The organism is Rhodococcus sp. BH5 (assembly GCF_027583855.1).
In the GTDB taxonomy this organism is placed as follows: Bacteria; Actinomycetota; Actinomycetes; order Mycobacteriales; family Mycobacteriaceae; genus Rhodococcus_F; species Rhodococcus_F qingshengii.
The window spans coordinates 994,941-1,011,080 of record NZ_JAJHVW010000001.1; the positions used below are offsets into that span (position 1 = coordinate 994,941).

Below are 16,140 nucleotides of genomic sequence, written 5' to 3' on the forward strand. Positions count from 1 at the left end.
GGGTTCTTGTCTACGTTTCTACGGATCCCGTGTTTCCCACGGGTTACGCGACTATTACCGGCGCGTGGGGATGCTCGGCATACCCATCAGGACCGGAACCTTGCGCACTCCGGTCTCGTCGAACACAACCGTCGGGTCGGCTTCTTCCGGTGCGTTGACGAACGAGACGAACCTCGACAATTTCTCCGGATCACCCAGCACACCGGCCCATTCGTCCTGGTAACCCTCGACGTGCTTGGCCATCAGTGCCTCGAGTTCCTCGCCGATACCCAGGCTGTCTTCACAAATCACGGCCTTGAGGTGATCGAGTCCGCCTTCGAGTGATTCGACCCACGGCGCCGTGCGCTGGAGGCGATCGGCAGTACGGATGTAGAACATGAGGTAGCGGTCGATGTACTTGACCAAGGTCGCGTCGTCGAGGCCTCCGGCAAGCAACTGAGCGTGTTTGGGCGACTGTCCGCCGTTACCGCCCACATACAGATTCCAACCGTTCTCCGTCGCGATGACGCCGACGTCCTTGCCCCGCGCTTCGGCACATTCACGGGCGCAACCCGAGACGCCGAACTTGATCTTGTGCGGCGAACGCAGACCGCGGTAGCGATTCTCGAGGTCGACGGCCATACCCACCGAATCCTGGACACCGTAGCGGCACCAACTCGAACCGACGCAACTCTTGACCGTCCGGAGGGACTTGCCGTACGCCTGACCCGATTCCATCCCGGCGTCGACGAGGCGCTTCCAGATCGCGGGCAACTGTTCGACGCGGGCACCGAACAAGTCGATGCGCTGACCGCCGGTCACCTTCGTGTACAAGCCGAAGTCTCGCGCCACTTCTCCGATGACGATGAGTTGCTCACCCGTGACCTCGCCGCCCGGCATCCGAGGTACCACGGAGTACGTACCGTTCTTCTGGATGTTCGCGAGGAAGTGATCGTTGGTGTCCTGCAACGACGCCTGCTGGCGGTGCAGGATGTGATCGGAGTCCGTCGATGCCAGAATCGAAGCGACTACGGGCTTGCAGATGTCGCAACCGGCACCCTTGCCGTACTTGGCGATCAGCGCCGAGAAGGTTCTGGTCTGTGTCGACTGGACGATCTGGAACAACTCGGCCCGCGACTGCGCGAAATGTTCGCACAGTGCCTTCGACATCACGACGCCGGAATCGGCCAGCAGCTGCTTCACGGTGGGAAGGCAACCGCCACAGGTGGTTCCGGCGCTGGTGCACGCCTTGACCGAAGCGATGTCGCATGCGCCGGCTGCGATTGCACCGCAGATGGCTCCCTTCGTCACGGCGTTGCACGAGCACACCTCGGCGTCGTCGGGCAGCGAGCCTGCACCCGGCTTCTCCCCCGCAGGCGAGATCAATGTCGCCGGGTCACCGGGTAGTTCGCGACCGACCAGCGGGCGCAGCGACGCGTAGGCCGATGCGTCACCGACAAGAATGCCGCCGAGCAGGATCTTCGCGTCGTCGGAGACCACGAGCTTTGCGTACGTCCCCTTGGACGCGTCGCTGAGGACGACTTCGAGAGCGCCCGGTGAGGTCGCCATCGCGTCACCGAAACTGGCGACGTCGACGCCCATGAGCTTGAGCTTGGTGGACATGTCCGCGCCCGGGAAATCCGCGGCGCCGCCGAGCAGACGATCGGCCACGATCTCGGCCGTCGTGTAACCGGGAGCGACCAGACCGTAGCAACGGCCTTCCACCGCAGCACATTCGCCGACGGCATAGATGTTCTCGTCCGAAGTCACGCAGCCGAGGTCGGTCAGAATGCCACCGCGCTCCCCCACTGCGATGCCGGCGTCGCGGGCCAGCTGATCACGCGGACGTACTCCGGCGGAGAAGACGAGCAGCGACGCGTCGATGGTGGAGCCGTCGGAGAGTTCGACCACGATTCCGTTGTCGGCCTGCGAAATTCCCGCCGTCCCGACTCCGGTGTGAACGGTGAGACCGAGTTCGGTGACGAGGCGAGCGAGCAATGCGCCGCCACCCTCGTCGACCTGCATCGGCATCAATCGCGCATTGTGTTCGACGACGTGTGCCGTCATTCCCATGAGCGAGAGAGCATTTGCGGCCTCGAGTCCGAGAAGACCGCCGCCCACCACGACGCCGACAGCGCCAGGGCCAGCCTTCTCGGCGGCGGCCCGGATACCGTCGAGGTCGTCGAGGGTGCGGTAGACAAAACATCCGTCGCCGTCGTGCCCCGGCACGGGAGGCACGAACGGATACGAACCGGTCGCCATCACCAGAGCGTCGTAGGAGATCGTCTCGCCGGTTGTCGTCGTGACCGTGCGTGCATCTTTGTCGATCGAGAGCGCGCCTTCCCCCACTCGGAGATCGACCAGGCCGTCACCGACGTAATCGTTGCCGGCCAGTGCCAATTCCTTGGGGTCCCACGCTCCGACGTACGAGGACAGCCCGACTCGGTCGTACGCTGCGTACTGCTCGTCGCAGAGTACGGTCACCGACCAGTTGTTCGCTTCGTCGCGCGAACGCAGTGCCTCGACGAATCGGTGTCCGACCATTCCGTGTCCGATGACAACAACCGACTTGCTCATGACGCCTACTTCCTGAGGTACGAGATAGTTCTGAGATTCCGCGGACCGCTCACGCCGTGACTGCGACCTTCGCCTCGTCGACGTCTGTGGTCAGCGTCGACGGCTTGCGCAGGAAGACGAACCAGGTGACTGCGATGCAGGCGATGTAGAAGGCCAGGAACACCCAGAAGGCCATGGTCGCCGACTTCGCGGGGCTGCTGTACGACGCGCGCAGCACCAGGTTGATGCCGACGCCGCCCAAACCGCCTACCGCACCGGCAAATCCGATGAGAGCGCCGGAGATACTGCGCGACCACGTCGCCTTCTCGCTTCGATCCATGTGGTCGAAGCTCTGAGCCTTCGCCTCGAAGATCGCCGGGATCATCTTGTAAACGGATCCGTTTCCGATGCCGGAGAGCAGGAACAGAGCGATGAATCCGAGAACGAATGTCACCATGATCCCGGCGCTGGCGACGCCGGCGGTGTTGTCGTCCATCGTTCCGGCCGTCACGAGTATCGATGCCGCGAATGCCATGGCGACAAACGTCCACATGGTGATCTTGCCGCCGCCGATGCGGTCGGCCAGTTTGCCACCGAGCGGCCGGGCGATCGAACCGAGGAGTGGTCCGATGAAGGCGATCTGTGCTGCATGCAGCGCCGCCGCGGCCGGAGTGGCACCGCCGGCGAGGAAGTTGATCTGCAGAACCTGACCGAAGGCGAAGCTGAATCCGATGAAGGAACCGAACGTACCGATGTACAGGAAGCTGATCACCCACGACTCGGAGAACTTGAGTGCCTTGGCCATCGAGCGCAGGTCCGACTTCTGGTTGCCCAGGTTGTCCATGAACAGCGCGGCACCGACGGCGGCGGCCGCAATGAACACGAGATAGACGGCGCAGACGATCCACGGAGCGCGGTTACCGACGGTGGCGATCACCAGCAGACCGATCAGCTGAATCATCGGCACACCGATGTTGCCGCCGCCGGCATTGAGACCGAGCGCCCACCCCTTGAGGCGTTGCGGGTAGAAGGCATTGATGTTGGTCATCGACGACGCGAAGTTGCCGCCGCCGATACCTGCAGTGGCCGCTACCAACATGAACGTGGTGTACGACGCACCCGGGTTCATCATCAGGTAGAGCGTGAGAAGTGTTGGCACGAAGAGGAACAGCGCACTCATGACGGTCCAGTTACGACCGCCGAACCGTGCGGTGGCAACCGTGTAGGGAATGCGGAGGACCGACCCGACAAGTGTGGGCACTGCGACGAGGAAGAACTTTCCGGCCGCGTCGATGCCGTAGATATCCGTCGGCATGAACAACACCATCACGGACCAGATCGACCAGATCGAGAAGCCGACGTGTTCGGCTACCACTGACCAGATCAGGTTCCGCTTCGCGATGTCCTTGCCGCCGGATTCCCAGGCGTCGACGTCCTCTGCATCCCAATGCTCGATGTAATGACTCACCAGGGCCTCCTGAATATGTTGGAGACCCAAAGGTAGAAAACGGTTATTGCGCCGGTGCTGCGTGCGATGACCGCGAAGTCAATTGATCCTCACCCGGTAACAAGACCGGGTGTGAGCTAGTTTTTCGCAGGTGCGTGCCAGGAATCCTCGAGCATCCGAGGCTTGCATGCCTGGTAGGCGCCCAGGAGCACCACGATCACAGCGACGACGAGCAGGCCGAACGGCGCAGCGTATCCACCGGACACGTCGTGGAAAACGCCGAACAGGAGCGGACCGAGGCAGGCAACGGAGTAGCCGATGCCCTGGGTGAAGCCGGACAGTGCCGAGGAACCGATGTGCGAACGAGTACGCAGGTTGATCAGTGTGAGCGACATCGGGAACGTGCTCGGACCGAGGCCCAGGACGACAACCCACACGACCGGCGCCGCCATCGGGGCAAAGTACAGCCCGCCCATGCCGACGAGGTAGCAGACGGCACACGCGATCACGACAGGGAAGGGATTGGCCATGCGGGCGCACAGCGTCGGTGCACCGAAAGCTGCGACGAGCCCGATCACCGAGAACATTCCGACCATCGTTCCGCCGAAGGCGTCACTGGCTCCGGCGTCACGAAGGATCGAGGGAATCCACGTGAACATCGAATACGTGATCAGTGAGGTCATGCCGAACATGCCGGCCATCCCCCAGGCCACGGGAGAACGCCAGACCTGACCGCGTGGCTGTTCTGCCACTGCCGCAACCGAATCCGATGAATTCTCGACGGACCCGGCTTCGTTCGCGCGAGCCTTGCGCGAGCGAGCGAGGGTGATCAACCACGGCACTGCTGCGGCGAAGCCGAAGGCGGACCACCAGCCGATCGAGAACCGCCACCCGAAGGCGTCGGCGACCGGGACTGCGACAAACGCCGGAACGATGGTGCCGATCTGCACGGCCACGATATAGACCGAACTCATGGTGGCGAGGCGATCCGAGAAGTACCGCTTGACCAACGGCGGGATCACGACATTGCCGATTCCCATGCCTGCCAGTGCCAGAGCCGAGAGGGCCAGCAACGACCATGTCTGAGACATCATGGCGCGCAACAACATTCCGACGCCGGCCATGAGCATCGCAACGAGGGCCGTTCGCTCGAGCCCGATACGTTTCGCGATGGCGGGAGTGATGAGACCGAAGATGGCGAACATTGCGGTCGGAACCATGCCGAAGACACCGACGATCGAGGCGGAGAAGCCGATCTCGTCGCGAATCTCGGCCGCCAAGGGCGAGAACGAGGTCACCGCAAGTCGAAGTACGAGCGCAGACATCGCAATCGCAGCGAAGACGAGCACACGGCCTTGTATCAACGAGTGGGTTTCGGTTCTCTCCAGTTGAGCAGTCACCGGCAAATCATAGGATGACCGGACGAACTCGCACAAGCGCGGTAATCTACCGTCACATTCACACCACTTACCCGGACCCGAGGAAACAACCACGTGCAACCCGTTCGACGCGCAAGTCTCATCTCGCAGGTCACCGAACAACTCCGCAACGAGATCCGGAGCGGAACCTGGCCGATCGGTTCCAAAATCCCCACCGAACCGGAACTGTCGGAGCTGACCGGGACCGGTCGCAATACCGTGCGCGAGGCGGTCCAGGCGCTCGTACACGCCGGAATGCTGGAACGTCGTCAGGGATCGGGCACCTACGTCGTTGCTGTCTCCGACCTCGGTGGCACTCTCGGCAACTACTTTGCCGGTGCCCACCAGCGAGATGTACTCGAACTTCGGCGCGCACTCGACATCACCGCGGCCACCCTGGCCGCCGCACGGCGAACCGAAGACGACATCGCCGAACTGACGCGGCTACTCGAGCTTCGCACCGCGTCATGGGAGGGTCAGGACGTCGACGCTGCCACCACCGCGGACGTCGCCCTGCACCGAGCAATCGTCGCGGCCAGCCACAACGAGGTCTACCTGGAGTTCTACGACTCCCTGCTCCCGGTCATCGAGACCACGATCCAACAGCACATCGATGCAACCGGCGAAGGATTCCACTCGCAGCACGCGAACCTCGTCAACGCTGTCGTCGACGGGAACACCGTGGCCGCCTCGAACGCCGCACGCGAGCTGTTCGAGGGCCTGGTCTCGGACTTCGGTACCGGCGCCCCGATCTAGAGCAGCAAGCGCACGATGTCGGACGTACGGGCCAACCCCGGGAACGCGTCCGCCGTCGAGCGAGGATGCAGAACATGAACCGCCAAGCGGAACATCACCGCACGTAGAAGCATCTGCGGCCACTCGGGGAGATCTTCCCACCGGCCGACCAGTGCCTCGTCGGCACCGCCCCACGAGATCGCGTCGACCACAGCGACGGCGGCGGCCCACGCAGCCGGCCGCCAATACGGCGTGATGTCGGTGATTCCGGGCGCCATACTGCCCGAGAACAGCACTGTCCCGAACAGATCGCCGTGCACGAGCTGGTCCGGGCTCTGCACCGGCTTACGCAAAGTAGCGAGCCCGGCGATCAGTTCCAGACTTTTGCGACCGTCAGGAGTGGGCGTCTCGAGTTGCTCGACGCCCTTCGCGATCCTCAGCGGAACCGTTTCCCATGCCGCGCGATCAGCGGCGACGAATACGTCGACCTCGGCCCACGGCGGCACGGGCGGTTGCGCAAGGAAGCGCGGGCGCTCGAGCGAGGCCGTCGCCGCATGCAGTCGGCAGGACATCGAGACCACTTCGTCGTGACGTGGTTCCGGCGATCCGACGATGAAGGTGTCGGCACGCCAGCCCGAGACGACGTAACGACCGTCGGTCGAACGCACCGGTCGAGCCAGCCGAACGCCGTCGACTTCGAGGTTCTCTCGCACCTTCGCCGACCACGCTGCGCGGGCATGATCCGCGACTGCTGAAAGGACGACGTCTCCACACAGCCACCCGCCGTCCCAATCCGCACCGAGTGGGATGGGATCGACTTCACGGAGGCCGAAGGTGGAGCACACGTGCTGGGGAGGTTGGCCTGTGCTCACACCCCAACGCTACCGGTGCGCGGCGCCGCCTCCCGCGAGGCGCGCCTAGTAGACCGGCAGACTCGCATCCACCTGGTTCGCCCAGGCGATCGCGCCGCCTTGAACGTGGACCGCGTCGGAGAAACCGGCGTTCTTGAGAAATGCCAATGCCTCGGCGGAACGAATGCCGGTTTTGCAGTACAGCACTATCTGCTTGTTCTGCGGCAACGTCGCGAGAGCTTCACCGGACAGGATGCGGTCCTTCGGGATCAGCACGGCCCCCGGCAGATGCATGATGTCCCATTCAACCGGTTCTCGTACGTCGACCAGCTCGATCGACCGTCCCTCGCCGATCATGGCCTCCAGTTCGGGCGCCGTGATCGTCGAACCGACAGCAGCGGCACTCGCCTCTTCGGACACGACACCGCAGAACGCGTCGTAGTCGATCAAGGCGGTGACCGGCACGCGGGTCGGATCACGCTGAAGGCGGATCGTCCGGAACGTCATCGCAAGTGCGTCGTAGATCATCAGGCGTCCGAGAAGCGGTTCGCCGATCCCCGTGATGAGCTTGACCGCCTCGGTCGCCATGATCGAACCGACGGTCGCAGGCAGGACTCCGAGCACACCACCCTCGGCGCACGAGGGGACCATGCCTGGCGGCGGCGCCTCCGGGTAAAGATCGCGATAGTTCAGTCCCGCGCCGTCCGGGGCGTCTTCCCAGAAGACCGAGACCTGCCCTTCGAAGCGGTAGATCGAGCCCCACACGTACGGCTTTCCCGCGATGACGGCAGCATCGTTGACGAGGTACCGCGTCGCGAAGTTGTCCGTACCGTCCAGGATCAGGTCGTACTCGGAGAACAGTTCGACCGCGTTGGAGTTGTCCAGGCGGAACTCGTGCAACCGGACGTCGACGTGCTCGTTGATTTCGAGAATCGACTCCTTCGCACTGAGCGCCTTCGGGCGTCCGACGTCGGAGCGTCCGTGAATCACCTGACGCTGCAGGTTCGACATGTCGACCTCGTCGAACTCGACGATCCCGATGGTGCCCACTCCTGCGGCCGCGAGGTAGAGCAGTGCCGGTGAACCCAATCCACCGGCGCCGATGAACAGGACTCGTGCATTCTTGAGCCGCTTCTGACCGGTCATGCCTACGTTCGGGATGATCAGGTGCCGGCTGTATCGGGCAACTTCCTCCCGGCTCAACTCGGCTGCCGGCTCCACCAGTGGTGGCAATACGACGGGTGTTGCAGACACCGCGAAACACTCCTAGTTCAAGACGAGATCAGGGATTCTCGATCCGGTCACGCTCGGGGGTACGGCCACGGATTGAAGCGGCACGTGAGTCCGTTCATCGGAACGACGCCCTCGGGATCAAGCCTAGCGATGTCGTTGTTCGCGGTTCCGAAGGTCTGCTGCATCATGATCGGTGCGAGTCCGCCTTCGGTCTCGCACGGCTGATGAGCGGCGTATCCGATGGCATGGCCGACCTCGTGATTGATCTGATACTGCCGATACGAGCCGATGTCGCCCTGGAACGAAATGGCGCCTCGCACCCATCGCGGTTCGTTGAGCAGGACTCGGTCCATGCTCGGGTTGTAGCAGGATCCTTCGAGTTCGATTTCGTATCCACAGCCTTCGCGGATCGTCATCTGTGAGGTCAAGGAGATCCGGAAGTCCGGCTCGCCGGCGTCGACGCGCCGGAACGCGACCTTGGGATCGTTGGTCCAACTCTTCGGATTGGCCAGTGTCTGGTCGACCATGCGTCCGTACGATTCGTCTCCGCCGAAGCCGGTCGTGTCGACGCCGTCCTCGATCTCGACCGTGTACGTGAACTCGCGTTCGGTTCCCTGTCCGACCTTGCCCGTCGTACCTGGTACGACGTGCCACGTTCCACCCCCCGCGACGGTGAACGGACCACCGTCGGGAAGGGCACCGGACGGTATCGACGAGGCAAAAGTTCCGTCTCCGGCCGGTGGGGCACCGATGACATCGGTTCCGTCGGTGCTGTGCGCGAGGTCGGCGGTGGCCGACGTCTTGCTCGCGGAGTCTGTGGCGTCCGGCCGTACCGCATCGACGATCACAAGAATGGTGAGCACCACGAGAACCGGAATCGCGTAGGCCCGCCAACCGTAGGTCGAGACGAAGCGCCCGAGCTTGCTCTGCTTTCGCGCTGCCCGGTCCGGTCGCGGATTACGCGGGGTTCGGCCCACTTCTCGTTTGGTCGGATCCCATTGGGCGCGCAAAGGCTGATGGGAGGAAATGCCGCGATAGTCGCGTTCGCCGTAGGCACGATCATCCGGCACCTCCGGCCGACGTTCGTCGCGAGGCGCTCCAGTTCCGCTACGCATTCGACGTTCCTCACGTTCAGGGTTCTGCGTAGTTCGTCCACGCATGCGCGGTCCCCCTGGGTCAGTCACGTCGTCCAGAATCTCACACACGGCAAGTCGCTCGCCCGGGCTGACCGAAACTTGCTGGTCCTGGCGTGTCATGGCAGCCCGTCCTGTAACGAGAAAGACCGCTGGTCTCGCTCACCGAGGCACGCGCGACTCGCCCGGGCGACACACGGTATCGTTCATTCGGCTACGACCGGTGTGACGGAGGATACTGGCGGGTACGCACACGCGACTCGCGGATCCGCGCGCCGACCGAATTACTTTTGCTCAGATTGGAAGCGACATGACAGAACTCGCGGATCGGACTGACTCCGATCGCGGTACAACGGCTGGCAAGCCTGCCGGAACACGTCGCAGCACCCGCCTCCCGCGCGATGCGCGCCGCCTCCAGCTCCTCGCAGCTGCAAGTGAGGTATTCGTTGCGAACGGGTACCACTCGGCCGGCATGGACGAGATCGCCGAATGTGCCGGTGTCAGCAAGCCAGTTCTGTACCAACATTTCCCAGGCAAACTCGAACTGTACGTCGCAGTCCTGCAGAGTTACGTCGACAGCCTCATCTCGGGTGTACGCCAGGCCCTGCGATCGACGACGGACAACAAACAGCGTGTCCGCGCCGCGGTCCAGGCGTTCTTCGACTTCGTCGACAACGACTCCCAGGGCTTCCGCCTGGTGTTCGAGTCCGACATCATGGGCGAACCTCAGGTCCAGACACGCGTCGAACAAGCCACCGAAGCCTGCGTCGACGCCGTGTTCGACCTGGTGAGTCAGGATTCCGGACTCGATCCGTACCGCGCGCGCATCCTTGCGGTCGGTCTTGTCGGTGCCAGCCAGTTCACTGCGCGGTACTGGCTCGAAGCCGCGCGGCCGATCCCGAAGGAAGAAGCCGTGGAAATCACCGTGACCCTCGCGTGGGGCGGTCTCTCACACGTGCCGCTGCAAGCCGAAACGAAGTAACCGGAACCCGAACGAGAATGGGCGGGCAGTCTCACGACTGCCCGCCCATTCTGCTGTTACAGCTACGCGTCAGACGGTAGGCGCGAATCCGACCTTGCGGATATCGGACGGACCGATCTCCACGTACGCCACACGAGAAGCCTGCACCAGGAACTTGCGGCCCTTGTCGTCGACGAGAGCCAGAACCGGCTCGCGGCCACCGAGGACAGCCGCGACCAGTGTCTCGACCTCGTCAGGGGTCTGTTCGCTGTTGACGATGAGCTCACGCGGGCTGTCGATTACACCGATCTTGACCTCCACGGTCAACCTCCGAACTGTTCGTGAATTACATCCGTTGTCGACGCAAGGCTAATGCAGCAACGACCGCCCACGCTCCTCTGCACGCTGTGCCCAGAGCGAACAGGCACCTAGACGAGTCCGAGAATCGCCATCCGCTCGGCATGCTTCGCCTGCATGCCGTCGAACAACGCGACAACTCCGTTGAGGTCGCCGGAGGCGGAGATCACCAGATCGGTGAGATCTTCACGCTGCGCCAGCACGAACTGTGCCTGCGTGATTGCTTCGCCCAGAAGACGGCGTCCCCACAGCATCAACCGGTCCTTGGCGCGAGTACTGGCCTCCACTGCTGCCTTCACCTCGAGCACCACGAACTCCGAGTGGCCCGTCTGGGACAGCACGTCCTCGACGATTTCCGCGACATCCGCCGGGAGGGAGTGCCCGATCTCGCGATAGAAGTCGGCAGCGATTCCGTCGCCGACGTACGCCTTCACGAGCGATTCCAGCCACGTCGACGGTGTCGTCGACGCGTGGTAATTGTCGAGAGCTCGAACGAACGGGTCCATGACGGCGAAGATCTCGTGGCCACGTTCCGTCAACGCCGTTTCCAGAGTCTCGAAGTGGTCCATCTCGGCGGCGGCCATGCTGGCGAACGCCACCTTGCCTCGCAGGTCCGGTGCCATTTGTGCGTCCTCCGCCAAACGGTAGAACGCCGAAATCTCGCCATACGCGAGAACGGCAAACAAATCGATCACGCCAGGGTGATCGGAAGCGACTCGGCCTCCGGTTCCAGCGTCCGTCGAAGCATCAAGATCGTGTGCGCCCATGACTACGAACTGTAGTGCTTCGACGGCCGACGCGACCGGCAAGGACCGCATGTCCGATTCGGTGATCTTCGACATGTCATCGCGAGGGACGGACAACGTGCAGCTACAATGGTCTTGGGAGTTCGCCAGTTCCCCCGGGCCAATTGGTTAGCCGGGACGGCTGTATTCACACGAACCCCACCGATAATGTGCGCGCACCTGCATCGACGGTTGTCGCCCGCTTCGCCGAGATCTCCGGACGGTTCGAATTCGTCCGAGTGGAATTCAGTGCTGAGGCGTAGGCATGACCGAAGAAAAAGAGGGCATCGACATCGGCCGACTTACGGCCTGGCCCCTTACCTTGTGCGTGCGTACCGCCACGAGGAAAGGCTAGTCCCCTGAGCAAGATCACTGTCGACCACGAAGACGAAGCAACCGAGAACACCGTTTCCGTCCAGCTCGACGACACCCATGTACCCCCGAGCTTCGCCGAACTCGGTGTCCGCGACGAAATCGTCCGCGCACTGAACGAGATCGGCATCGAGCGCACCTTCGCCATCCAGGAACTCACCCTTCCGTTGGCTCTCGCCGGTGACGACCTCATCGGTCAGGCCCGCACCGGAATGGGCAAGACCTTCGGTTTCGGCGTCCCGCTCCTGCATCGCATCGTCACCGCCGAGAACGGCACAGCTGTTCTCGACGGCACGCCCCGCGCTCTGATCATCGTTCCCACCCGCGAGCTGTGCATCCAGGTCGCCCGCGACCTCGAGAACGCCAGCAAGTACCTCCGCGTCGGCGATCGTGGTCTCCAGGTTCTGCCCATCTACGGCGGCCGTCCGTACGAGGCGCAGATCTCGGCACTCCAGAAGGGCGTCGACGTTGTCGTCGGCACCCCGGGTCGCCTGCTCGACCTCGCCAACCAGTCGCACCTGATCCTGGGCAAGGTGGGCGTTCTCGTCCTCGACGAGGCCGACGAAATGCTCGACCTGGGATTCCTCCCCGACATCGAACGCCTCATGGGCATGGTCCCCGACAAGCGTCAGACGATGCTCTTCTCCGCGACGATGCCCGGCCCGATCATCACCCTGGCTCGCACCTTCCTGACGCAGCCGACGCACATCCGCGCCGAAGAGGCCGAATCCTCCGCGGTGCACGATCGCACCAGCCAGCACATCTACCGTGCACACGCGCTCGACAAGGCCGAGATGGTCGCCCGTGTTCTGCAGGCCGAAGGCCGCGGCGCGACGATGATCTTCACCCGCACCAAGCGCACAGCCCAGAAAGTCGCCGACGATCTCGCCGAGCGCGGCTTCTCCGTCGGTGCCGTCCACGGTGACCTCGGCCAGATCGCCCGTGAAAAGGCGCTGAAGGGCTTCCGTAACGGCAAGGTCGACGTTCTGGTCGCCACCGACGTCGCTGCCCGCGGTATCGACATCGACGACGTCACCCACGTCATCAACTACCAGTGCCCCGAGGACGAGAAGACCTACGTCCACCGCATCGGTCGTACCGGCCGCGCCGGACGCACCGGCATCGCCGTCACGCTGGTCGACTGGGACGACATCCCTCGCTGGCAGCTCATCGACAAGGCACTGAGCCTCGGAATCCCCGACCCGGTCGAGACCTACTCCAGCTCGCCGCACCTCTACGAAGAGTTGTCCATTCCGGCCGATGCCAAGGGCACTGTTCGCAAGGCCAAGGCCGCCCCTGAGAAGGCAGCAACGGACAAAGCAGCAACGGACAAAGCAGACGCGCCGAAGTCGACCGACTCGGACGGCAACGAAGAGAAAGCCGCTCCCCGCCGCAACCGGACCCGTCGCCGCACCCGCGCCGGCGCTTCGACCGACGCTGCGACGTCCACCACCGCCGGCGCCACCACAGCTCCCCCTTCGGCACCCGCGGCAACCGCTGCCGAGAACTCGGACGAAGACGGAGCGGCCAAGCCGCGTCGCCGTCGGCGTCGTCGCCCCGCGGCTTCCGCGACGGCAGGCGCCGCAGAGTAAGCTGCCGATGTGCTGGCTCCCGAAAGGCGTACTCGCTCAGATGTCATCGGTGCGCTGGCAATCGCGCTGGCCGTAATCGTGGCGGTGACCGTTGTGTGGTTGCGCAGTGATGCGCGCGGAACCACCTCGGTCACCGCCGAATCTCCACTCCCACCTCTGTCGACGTCGGTGTTGTTACCCGACATCCTGAAGCAGACGTGGGAATCTCCCAGTGCCGACTCGACGGCACCGATCACCGTCGGAAATGCCGTCGTCACCGCCGACGGCTCCGAGGTGATCGGCCGCGATCCGGCAACGGGCGAAGAAGTATGGCGATACGCGCGCAACATTCCGCTGTGCGGCGCGATCGGTTCGTGGGATCGCGTCGTCAGCGTCTATCAGGACGATCGCGGTTGCTCTCAGGTCACGTCGCTGGTCGCCGACACCGGCGCCCGAAAGGACCAGCGCAACAGCGACGCCGATTCTGCGGTCAGCCTTTCAGCGGACGGCACCTACCTGATTTCGCGCGGCAGTGAGCGAATGGAGCTGTGGCGCTCGGACCTCGTCCGAACCCTCGAGTACGGCCGGGTCGACGCGAAGGTCAACCCCAACAAGCAACCCCGCACCGGATGCACGCTGCTCGACGCTGCGTCGAGCGCCAACCGAGTCTCGGTACTCGAGCGCTGCCCCGGTGAAGCCTCCAACAGGTTGACGGTGATGAATCCCGCACCCAAGGACGCCCAGGAACCCGAAGAGTACGGATCCGCGATTCTCCTCGACTCCGAGGGCGCCCGCCTGCTTGCCGTGGCCGGCGAAAAGACGGCCGTCTACCTCCCTGCCGCCAACGGAACCGTTTCTCGCATCACCATTTTCGACGGATCCGGCAATCCGATCGTCGACTATCCGATCGAGGGAACGGTGACCGAAGGCGCCCGCACCCACGCCGACAAGGCTTCGATCACGTGGTGGACCGGCTCGCAGACCGTCAACCTGCGCCTGAGCGATCTGGCTCCGACGTGGATCGTCAACGGAACGTCCGGACCCGGAAGCATGGTTGCCGGTCAGATGCTCATCCCCGTTCCGGGCGGCATTGCAGCCGTCAGTCCGTCGGACGGAGCGGTGCAGCGCATGATCGCAGTCGACCGCGGTGAGACGGCGACACCGATCGTGCTCGCCAGTGCGGGCGAGACGATTCTGGAACAGCGCGGCGATACCTTGTTCGCGCTGCGCTAGAAGCTCACCTTCCTCAGATCGCCAGCTCCGGCGCGAAAGTCACGACTTCGTTTCCAGCCCAATGCTTTACGAGATTGTCCGCGAGTTCACGATAGGCATCCGCACCCTTGTTCTTTCGTCCGGCGAGGACCGTCGCGCCCGACGCGGACGCCTCGGCGAACTTGACGGTGCGTGGGATCGGAGGCGCCAGAACGGCCAGGGAGTAGCGGTCGCTGACATCGGCGAGCACGTCGCGACTGTGCGTGGTTCGAGCGTCGTACAGAGTCGGAAGTGCGCCGAGCAGAACAAGATCCGGGTTGGTGATGGCTTGGACTTCACGAACCGTACGCAGCAGCTGTCCGACGCCGCGGTGTGCGAGGGTTTCGCATTGCAGTGGAACCAGAACCGACTGCGCCGCAGTCAATCCGTTGAGTGTGAGCACACCCAACGACGGTGGGCAGTCGATGATGATGACGTCGTAAGAGCCCAGGAGCGGAGACAGCGCCCGCTTGAGCGCGAACTCTCGACCGGGTCGCATCAGGAGCAGCGCTTCGGCGCCCGCGAGATCGATCGTGGCCGGCAGGAGATCCATACCGTCGTCCGTCTTCAGCACGGCGTCGACCGCGTCGAGATCACCCGCCAGGACCTCGTTGACCGAACGCTCGAGGCGATCCGGGTTGTGTCCGAGCGAGAACGTCAGGCAGCCCTGCGGGTCGAGATCCACCACCAGAACTCGTTGTCCGAGCGCGGACAAAGCCGCACCGAGAGAAGCGACGGTGGTGGTTTTAGCCACGCCGCCCTTTTGATTCGCCACTGCGAGAACCGTCGTCACACGTAGATCCTTGCGCACTTCGCGCCAGGAGGCGAGCTACACACGCGAGGCAGCCTGCAATGATGGTCGACATGACGTCCCAGTCCGCCCCCTCGTCGATCCCCCTCGGTGCTCGCGTCGTACTCATGCGACACGGTGAAACCGAGTGGGCACGCACCGGGAAACACACGGGCCGGACCGAGGTTCCGCTGACTCCGCTCGGCGAGATGCAGGCAACCGCGACCGGAAATCGCTTGCGAACCCTCGACCTCCGGAACCCCATGATTCTGACGAGTCCGCGGCTGCGCGCACAGTTGACGGGTGATCTCGCCGGCCTGCCGGAAGAGCGAACCTGGGACGCGCTGTCCGAATGGGACTACGGCGATTACGAAGGCCTCACGACGCCCGAGATCCGCGCAACGGTGCCCGATTGGACCGTCTGGACGCACCCGTGCCCCGGCGGCGAGCAGGCCGATCAGATCCACGCCCGCACCGACATGGTGCTGTCGATGGTGCGTTCGCAACTACCCGAACGCGACGTGATCCTGATCGGGCACGGCCACTTCTCACGCGCACTCATCGCCCGCTGGCTCGAGCTCCCGGTGACGGAAGGAAAGCGTTTCGCATTGTCCCCCGGCGCATACTCGGTTCTCGGTTACGAGCACGGCGCCACCCACCTCGTCCATCACAACGTGCCGCCGCTCGTCGAGGCTTGAGGC

Annotated in this window: 14 protein-coding genes; 5 read left to right on the top strand and 9 right to left on the bottom strand. The window is 63.8% G+C overall.

Going from position 1 to position 16,140, the window contains the following annotated elements; translation table 11 throughout:
• Positions 1–54: 54 nt before the first annotated feature.
• The 3 genes from nirB to RhoBH5_RS04555 all read right to left on the bottom strand — a co-directional run bounded on the left by nirB (position 55) and on the right by RhoBH5_RS04555 (position 5,382).
• A complete protein-coding gene (nirB, locus tag RhoBH5_RS04545) occupies positions 55–2,556 on the bottom strand; it encodes a nitrite reductase large subunit NirB (protein ID WP_070386895.1) in 2,502 nt (833 codons plus the stop codon).
• 49 nt (positions 2,557–2,605) lie between these two features.
• Complete coding sequence (locus RhoBH5_RS04550) at positions 2,606–4,006, bottom strand: MFS transporter (RefSeq protein WP_085989607.1); 1,401 nt, start codon at positions 4,004–4,006, stop codon at positions 2,606–2,608.
• 113 nt (positions 4,007–4,119) lie between these two features.
• Positions 4,120–5,382 carry an MFS transporter gene (locus RhoBH5_RS04555; protein WP_118602802.1) on the bottom strand — a complete coding sequence of 421 codons (1,263 nt, stop codon included), beginning with the start codon at positions 5,380–5,382 and terminating at the stop codon, positions 4,120–4,122.
• 93 nt (positions 5,383–5,475) lie between these two features.
• Between RhoBH5_RS04555 and RhoBH5_RS04560 the strand changes: the two genes are divergently transcribed.
• On the top strand, positions 5,476–6,156 hold the full coding sequence (locus tag RhoBH5_RS04560) for a FadR/GntR family transcriptional regulator (protein ID WP_003942319.1): 681 nt from the start codon (positions 5,476–5,478) through the stop codon (positions 6,154–6,156).
• Here the strand turns inward: RhoBH5_RS04560 and RhoBH5_RS04565 are convergent.
• The 3 genes from RhoBH5_RS04565 to RhoBH5_RS04575 are packed head-to-tail and all read right to left on the bottom strand — an operon-like array spanning position 6,153 to position 9,334.
• Positions 6,153–7,007 (bottom strand): TIGR02569 family protein, encoded by an 855-nt coding sequence (locus RhoBH5_RS04565; protein WP_007731227.1) that lies wholly within the window; start codon positions 7,005–7,007, stop codon positions 6,153–6,155. The two genes, RhoBH5_RS04560 and RhoBH5_RS04565, sit on opposite strands and share 4 nt — an antisense overlap.
• Before the next feature lie 45 nt (positions 7,008–7,052).
• Positions 7,053–8,240, bottom strand: a complete 1,188-nt coding sequence (gene moeZ / locus RhoBH5_RS04570; RefSeq protein WP_003942292.1) for an adenylyltransferase/sulfurtransferase MoeZ — start codon at positions 8,238–8,240, stop codon at positions 7,053–7,055.
• 47 nt (positions 8,241–8,287) lie between these two features.
• Positions 8,288–9,334: a DUF3152 domain-containing protein gene (locus RhoBH5_RS04575; RefSeq protein ID WP_007731223.1), complete on the bottom strand. Its 1,047-nt coding sequence runs from the start codon at positions 9,332–9,334 to the stop codon at positions 8,288–8,290.
• A gap of 328 nt (positions 9,335–9,662) precedes the next feature.
• Here RhoBH5_RS04575 and RhoBH5_RS04580 point away from each other — a divergent pair, with 328 nt between their 5' ends.
• The gene (locus RhoBH5_RS04580) at positions 9,663–10,334 is read left to right on the top strand and encodes a TetR/AcrR family transcriptional regulator (RefSeq protein WP_003942309.1); all 672 of its coding nucleotides are present in this window, start codon (positions 9,663–9,665) and stop codon (positions 10,332–10,334) included.
• Positions 10,335–10,403: 69 nt separating this feature from the next.
• On the opposite strand, the gene RhoBH5_RS04585 is transcribed toward RhoBH5_RS04580, so the two are convergent.
• Positions 10,404–10,634, bottom strand: a complete 231-nt coding sequence (locus tag RhoBH5_RS04585; RefSeq protein ID WP_003942312.1) for a DUF3107 domain-containing protein — start codon at positions 10,632–10,634, stop codon at positions 10,404–10,406.
• Positions 10,635–10,741: 107 nt separating this feature from the next.
• Positions 10,742–11,437, bottom strand: coding sequence for a ferritin-like fold-containing protein (locus tag RhoBH5_RS04590; protein WP_029255047.1), 696 nt, complete (start codon positions 11,435–11,437; stop codon positions 10,742–10,744).
• Positions 11,438–11,814: 377 nt separating this feature from the next.
• On the opposite strand from RhoBH5_RS04590, the gene RhoBH5_RS04595 reads away from it, so the two are divergent.
• On the top strand, positions 11,815–13,419 hold the full coding sequence (locus RhoBH5_RS04595) for a DEAD/DEAH box helicase (protein ID WP_030534998.1): 1,605 nt from the start codon (positions 11,815–11,817) through the stop codon (positions 13,417–13,419).
• Positions 13,420–13,428: 9 nt separating this feature from the next.
• Positions 13,429–14,631 (top strand): Rv3212 family protein, encoded by a 1,203-nt coding sequence (locus RhoBH5_RS04600; protein WP_030534999.1) that lies wholly within the window; start codon positions 13,429–13,431, stop codon positions 14,629–14,631.
• 13 nt (positions 14,632–14,644) lie between these two features.
• Here the strand turns inward: RhoBH5_RS04600 and RhoBH5_RS04605 are convergent, their stop codons facing one another.
• Positions 14,645–15,442 (bottom strand): ParA family protein, encoded by a 798-nt coding sequence (locus RhoBH5_RS04605; RefSeq protein ID WP_030535000.1) that lies wholly within the window; start codon positions 15,440–15,442, stop codon positions 14,645–14,647.
• 71 nt (positions 15,443–15,513) lie between these two features.
• Here RhoBH5_RS04605 and RhoBH5_RS04610 point away from each other — a divergent pair, with 71 nt between their 5' ends.
• Entirely contained in the window at positions 15,514–16,137 is a 624-nt protein-coding gene (locus RhoBH5_RS04610; RefSeq protein WP_080552758.1) for an acid phosphatase, read from the top strand.
• Positions 16,138–16,140 lie beyond the last annotated feature (3 nt).

Coding starts and splice junctions, on each gene's coding strand:
- nirB (WP_070386895.1), bottom strand. CDS start 2,556: ATGAGCAAGTCGGTTGTTGTCATCGGACACGGAATGGTCGGACACCGA.
- RhoBH5_RS04580 (WP_003942309.1), top strand. CDS start 9,663: ATGACAGAACTCGCGGATCGGACTGACTCCGATCGCGGTACAACGGCT.
- RhoBH5_RS04575 (WP_007731223.1), bottom strand. CDS start 9,334: ATGCGTAGCGGAACTGGAGCGCCTCGCGACGAACGTCGGCCGGAGGTG.
- RhoBH5_RS04590 (WP_029255047.1), bottom strand. CDS start 11,437: ATGGGCGCACACGATCTTGATGCTTCGACGGACGCTGGAACCGGAGGC.
- RhoBH5_RS04610 (WP_080552758.1), top strand. CDS start 15,514: ATGACGTCCCAGTCCGCCCCCTCGTCGATCCCCCTCGGTGCTCGCGTC.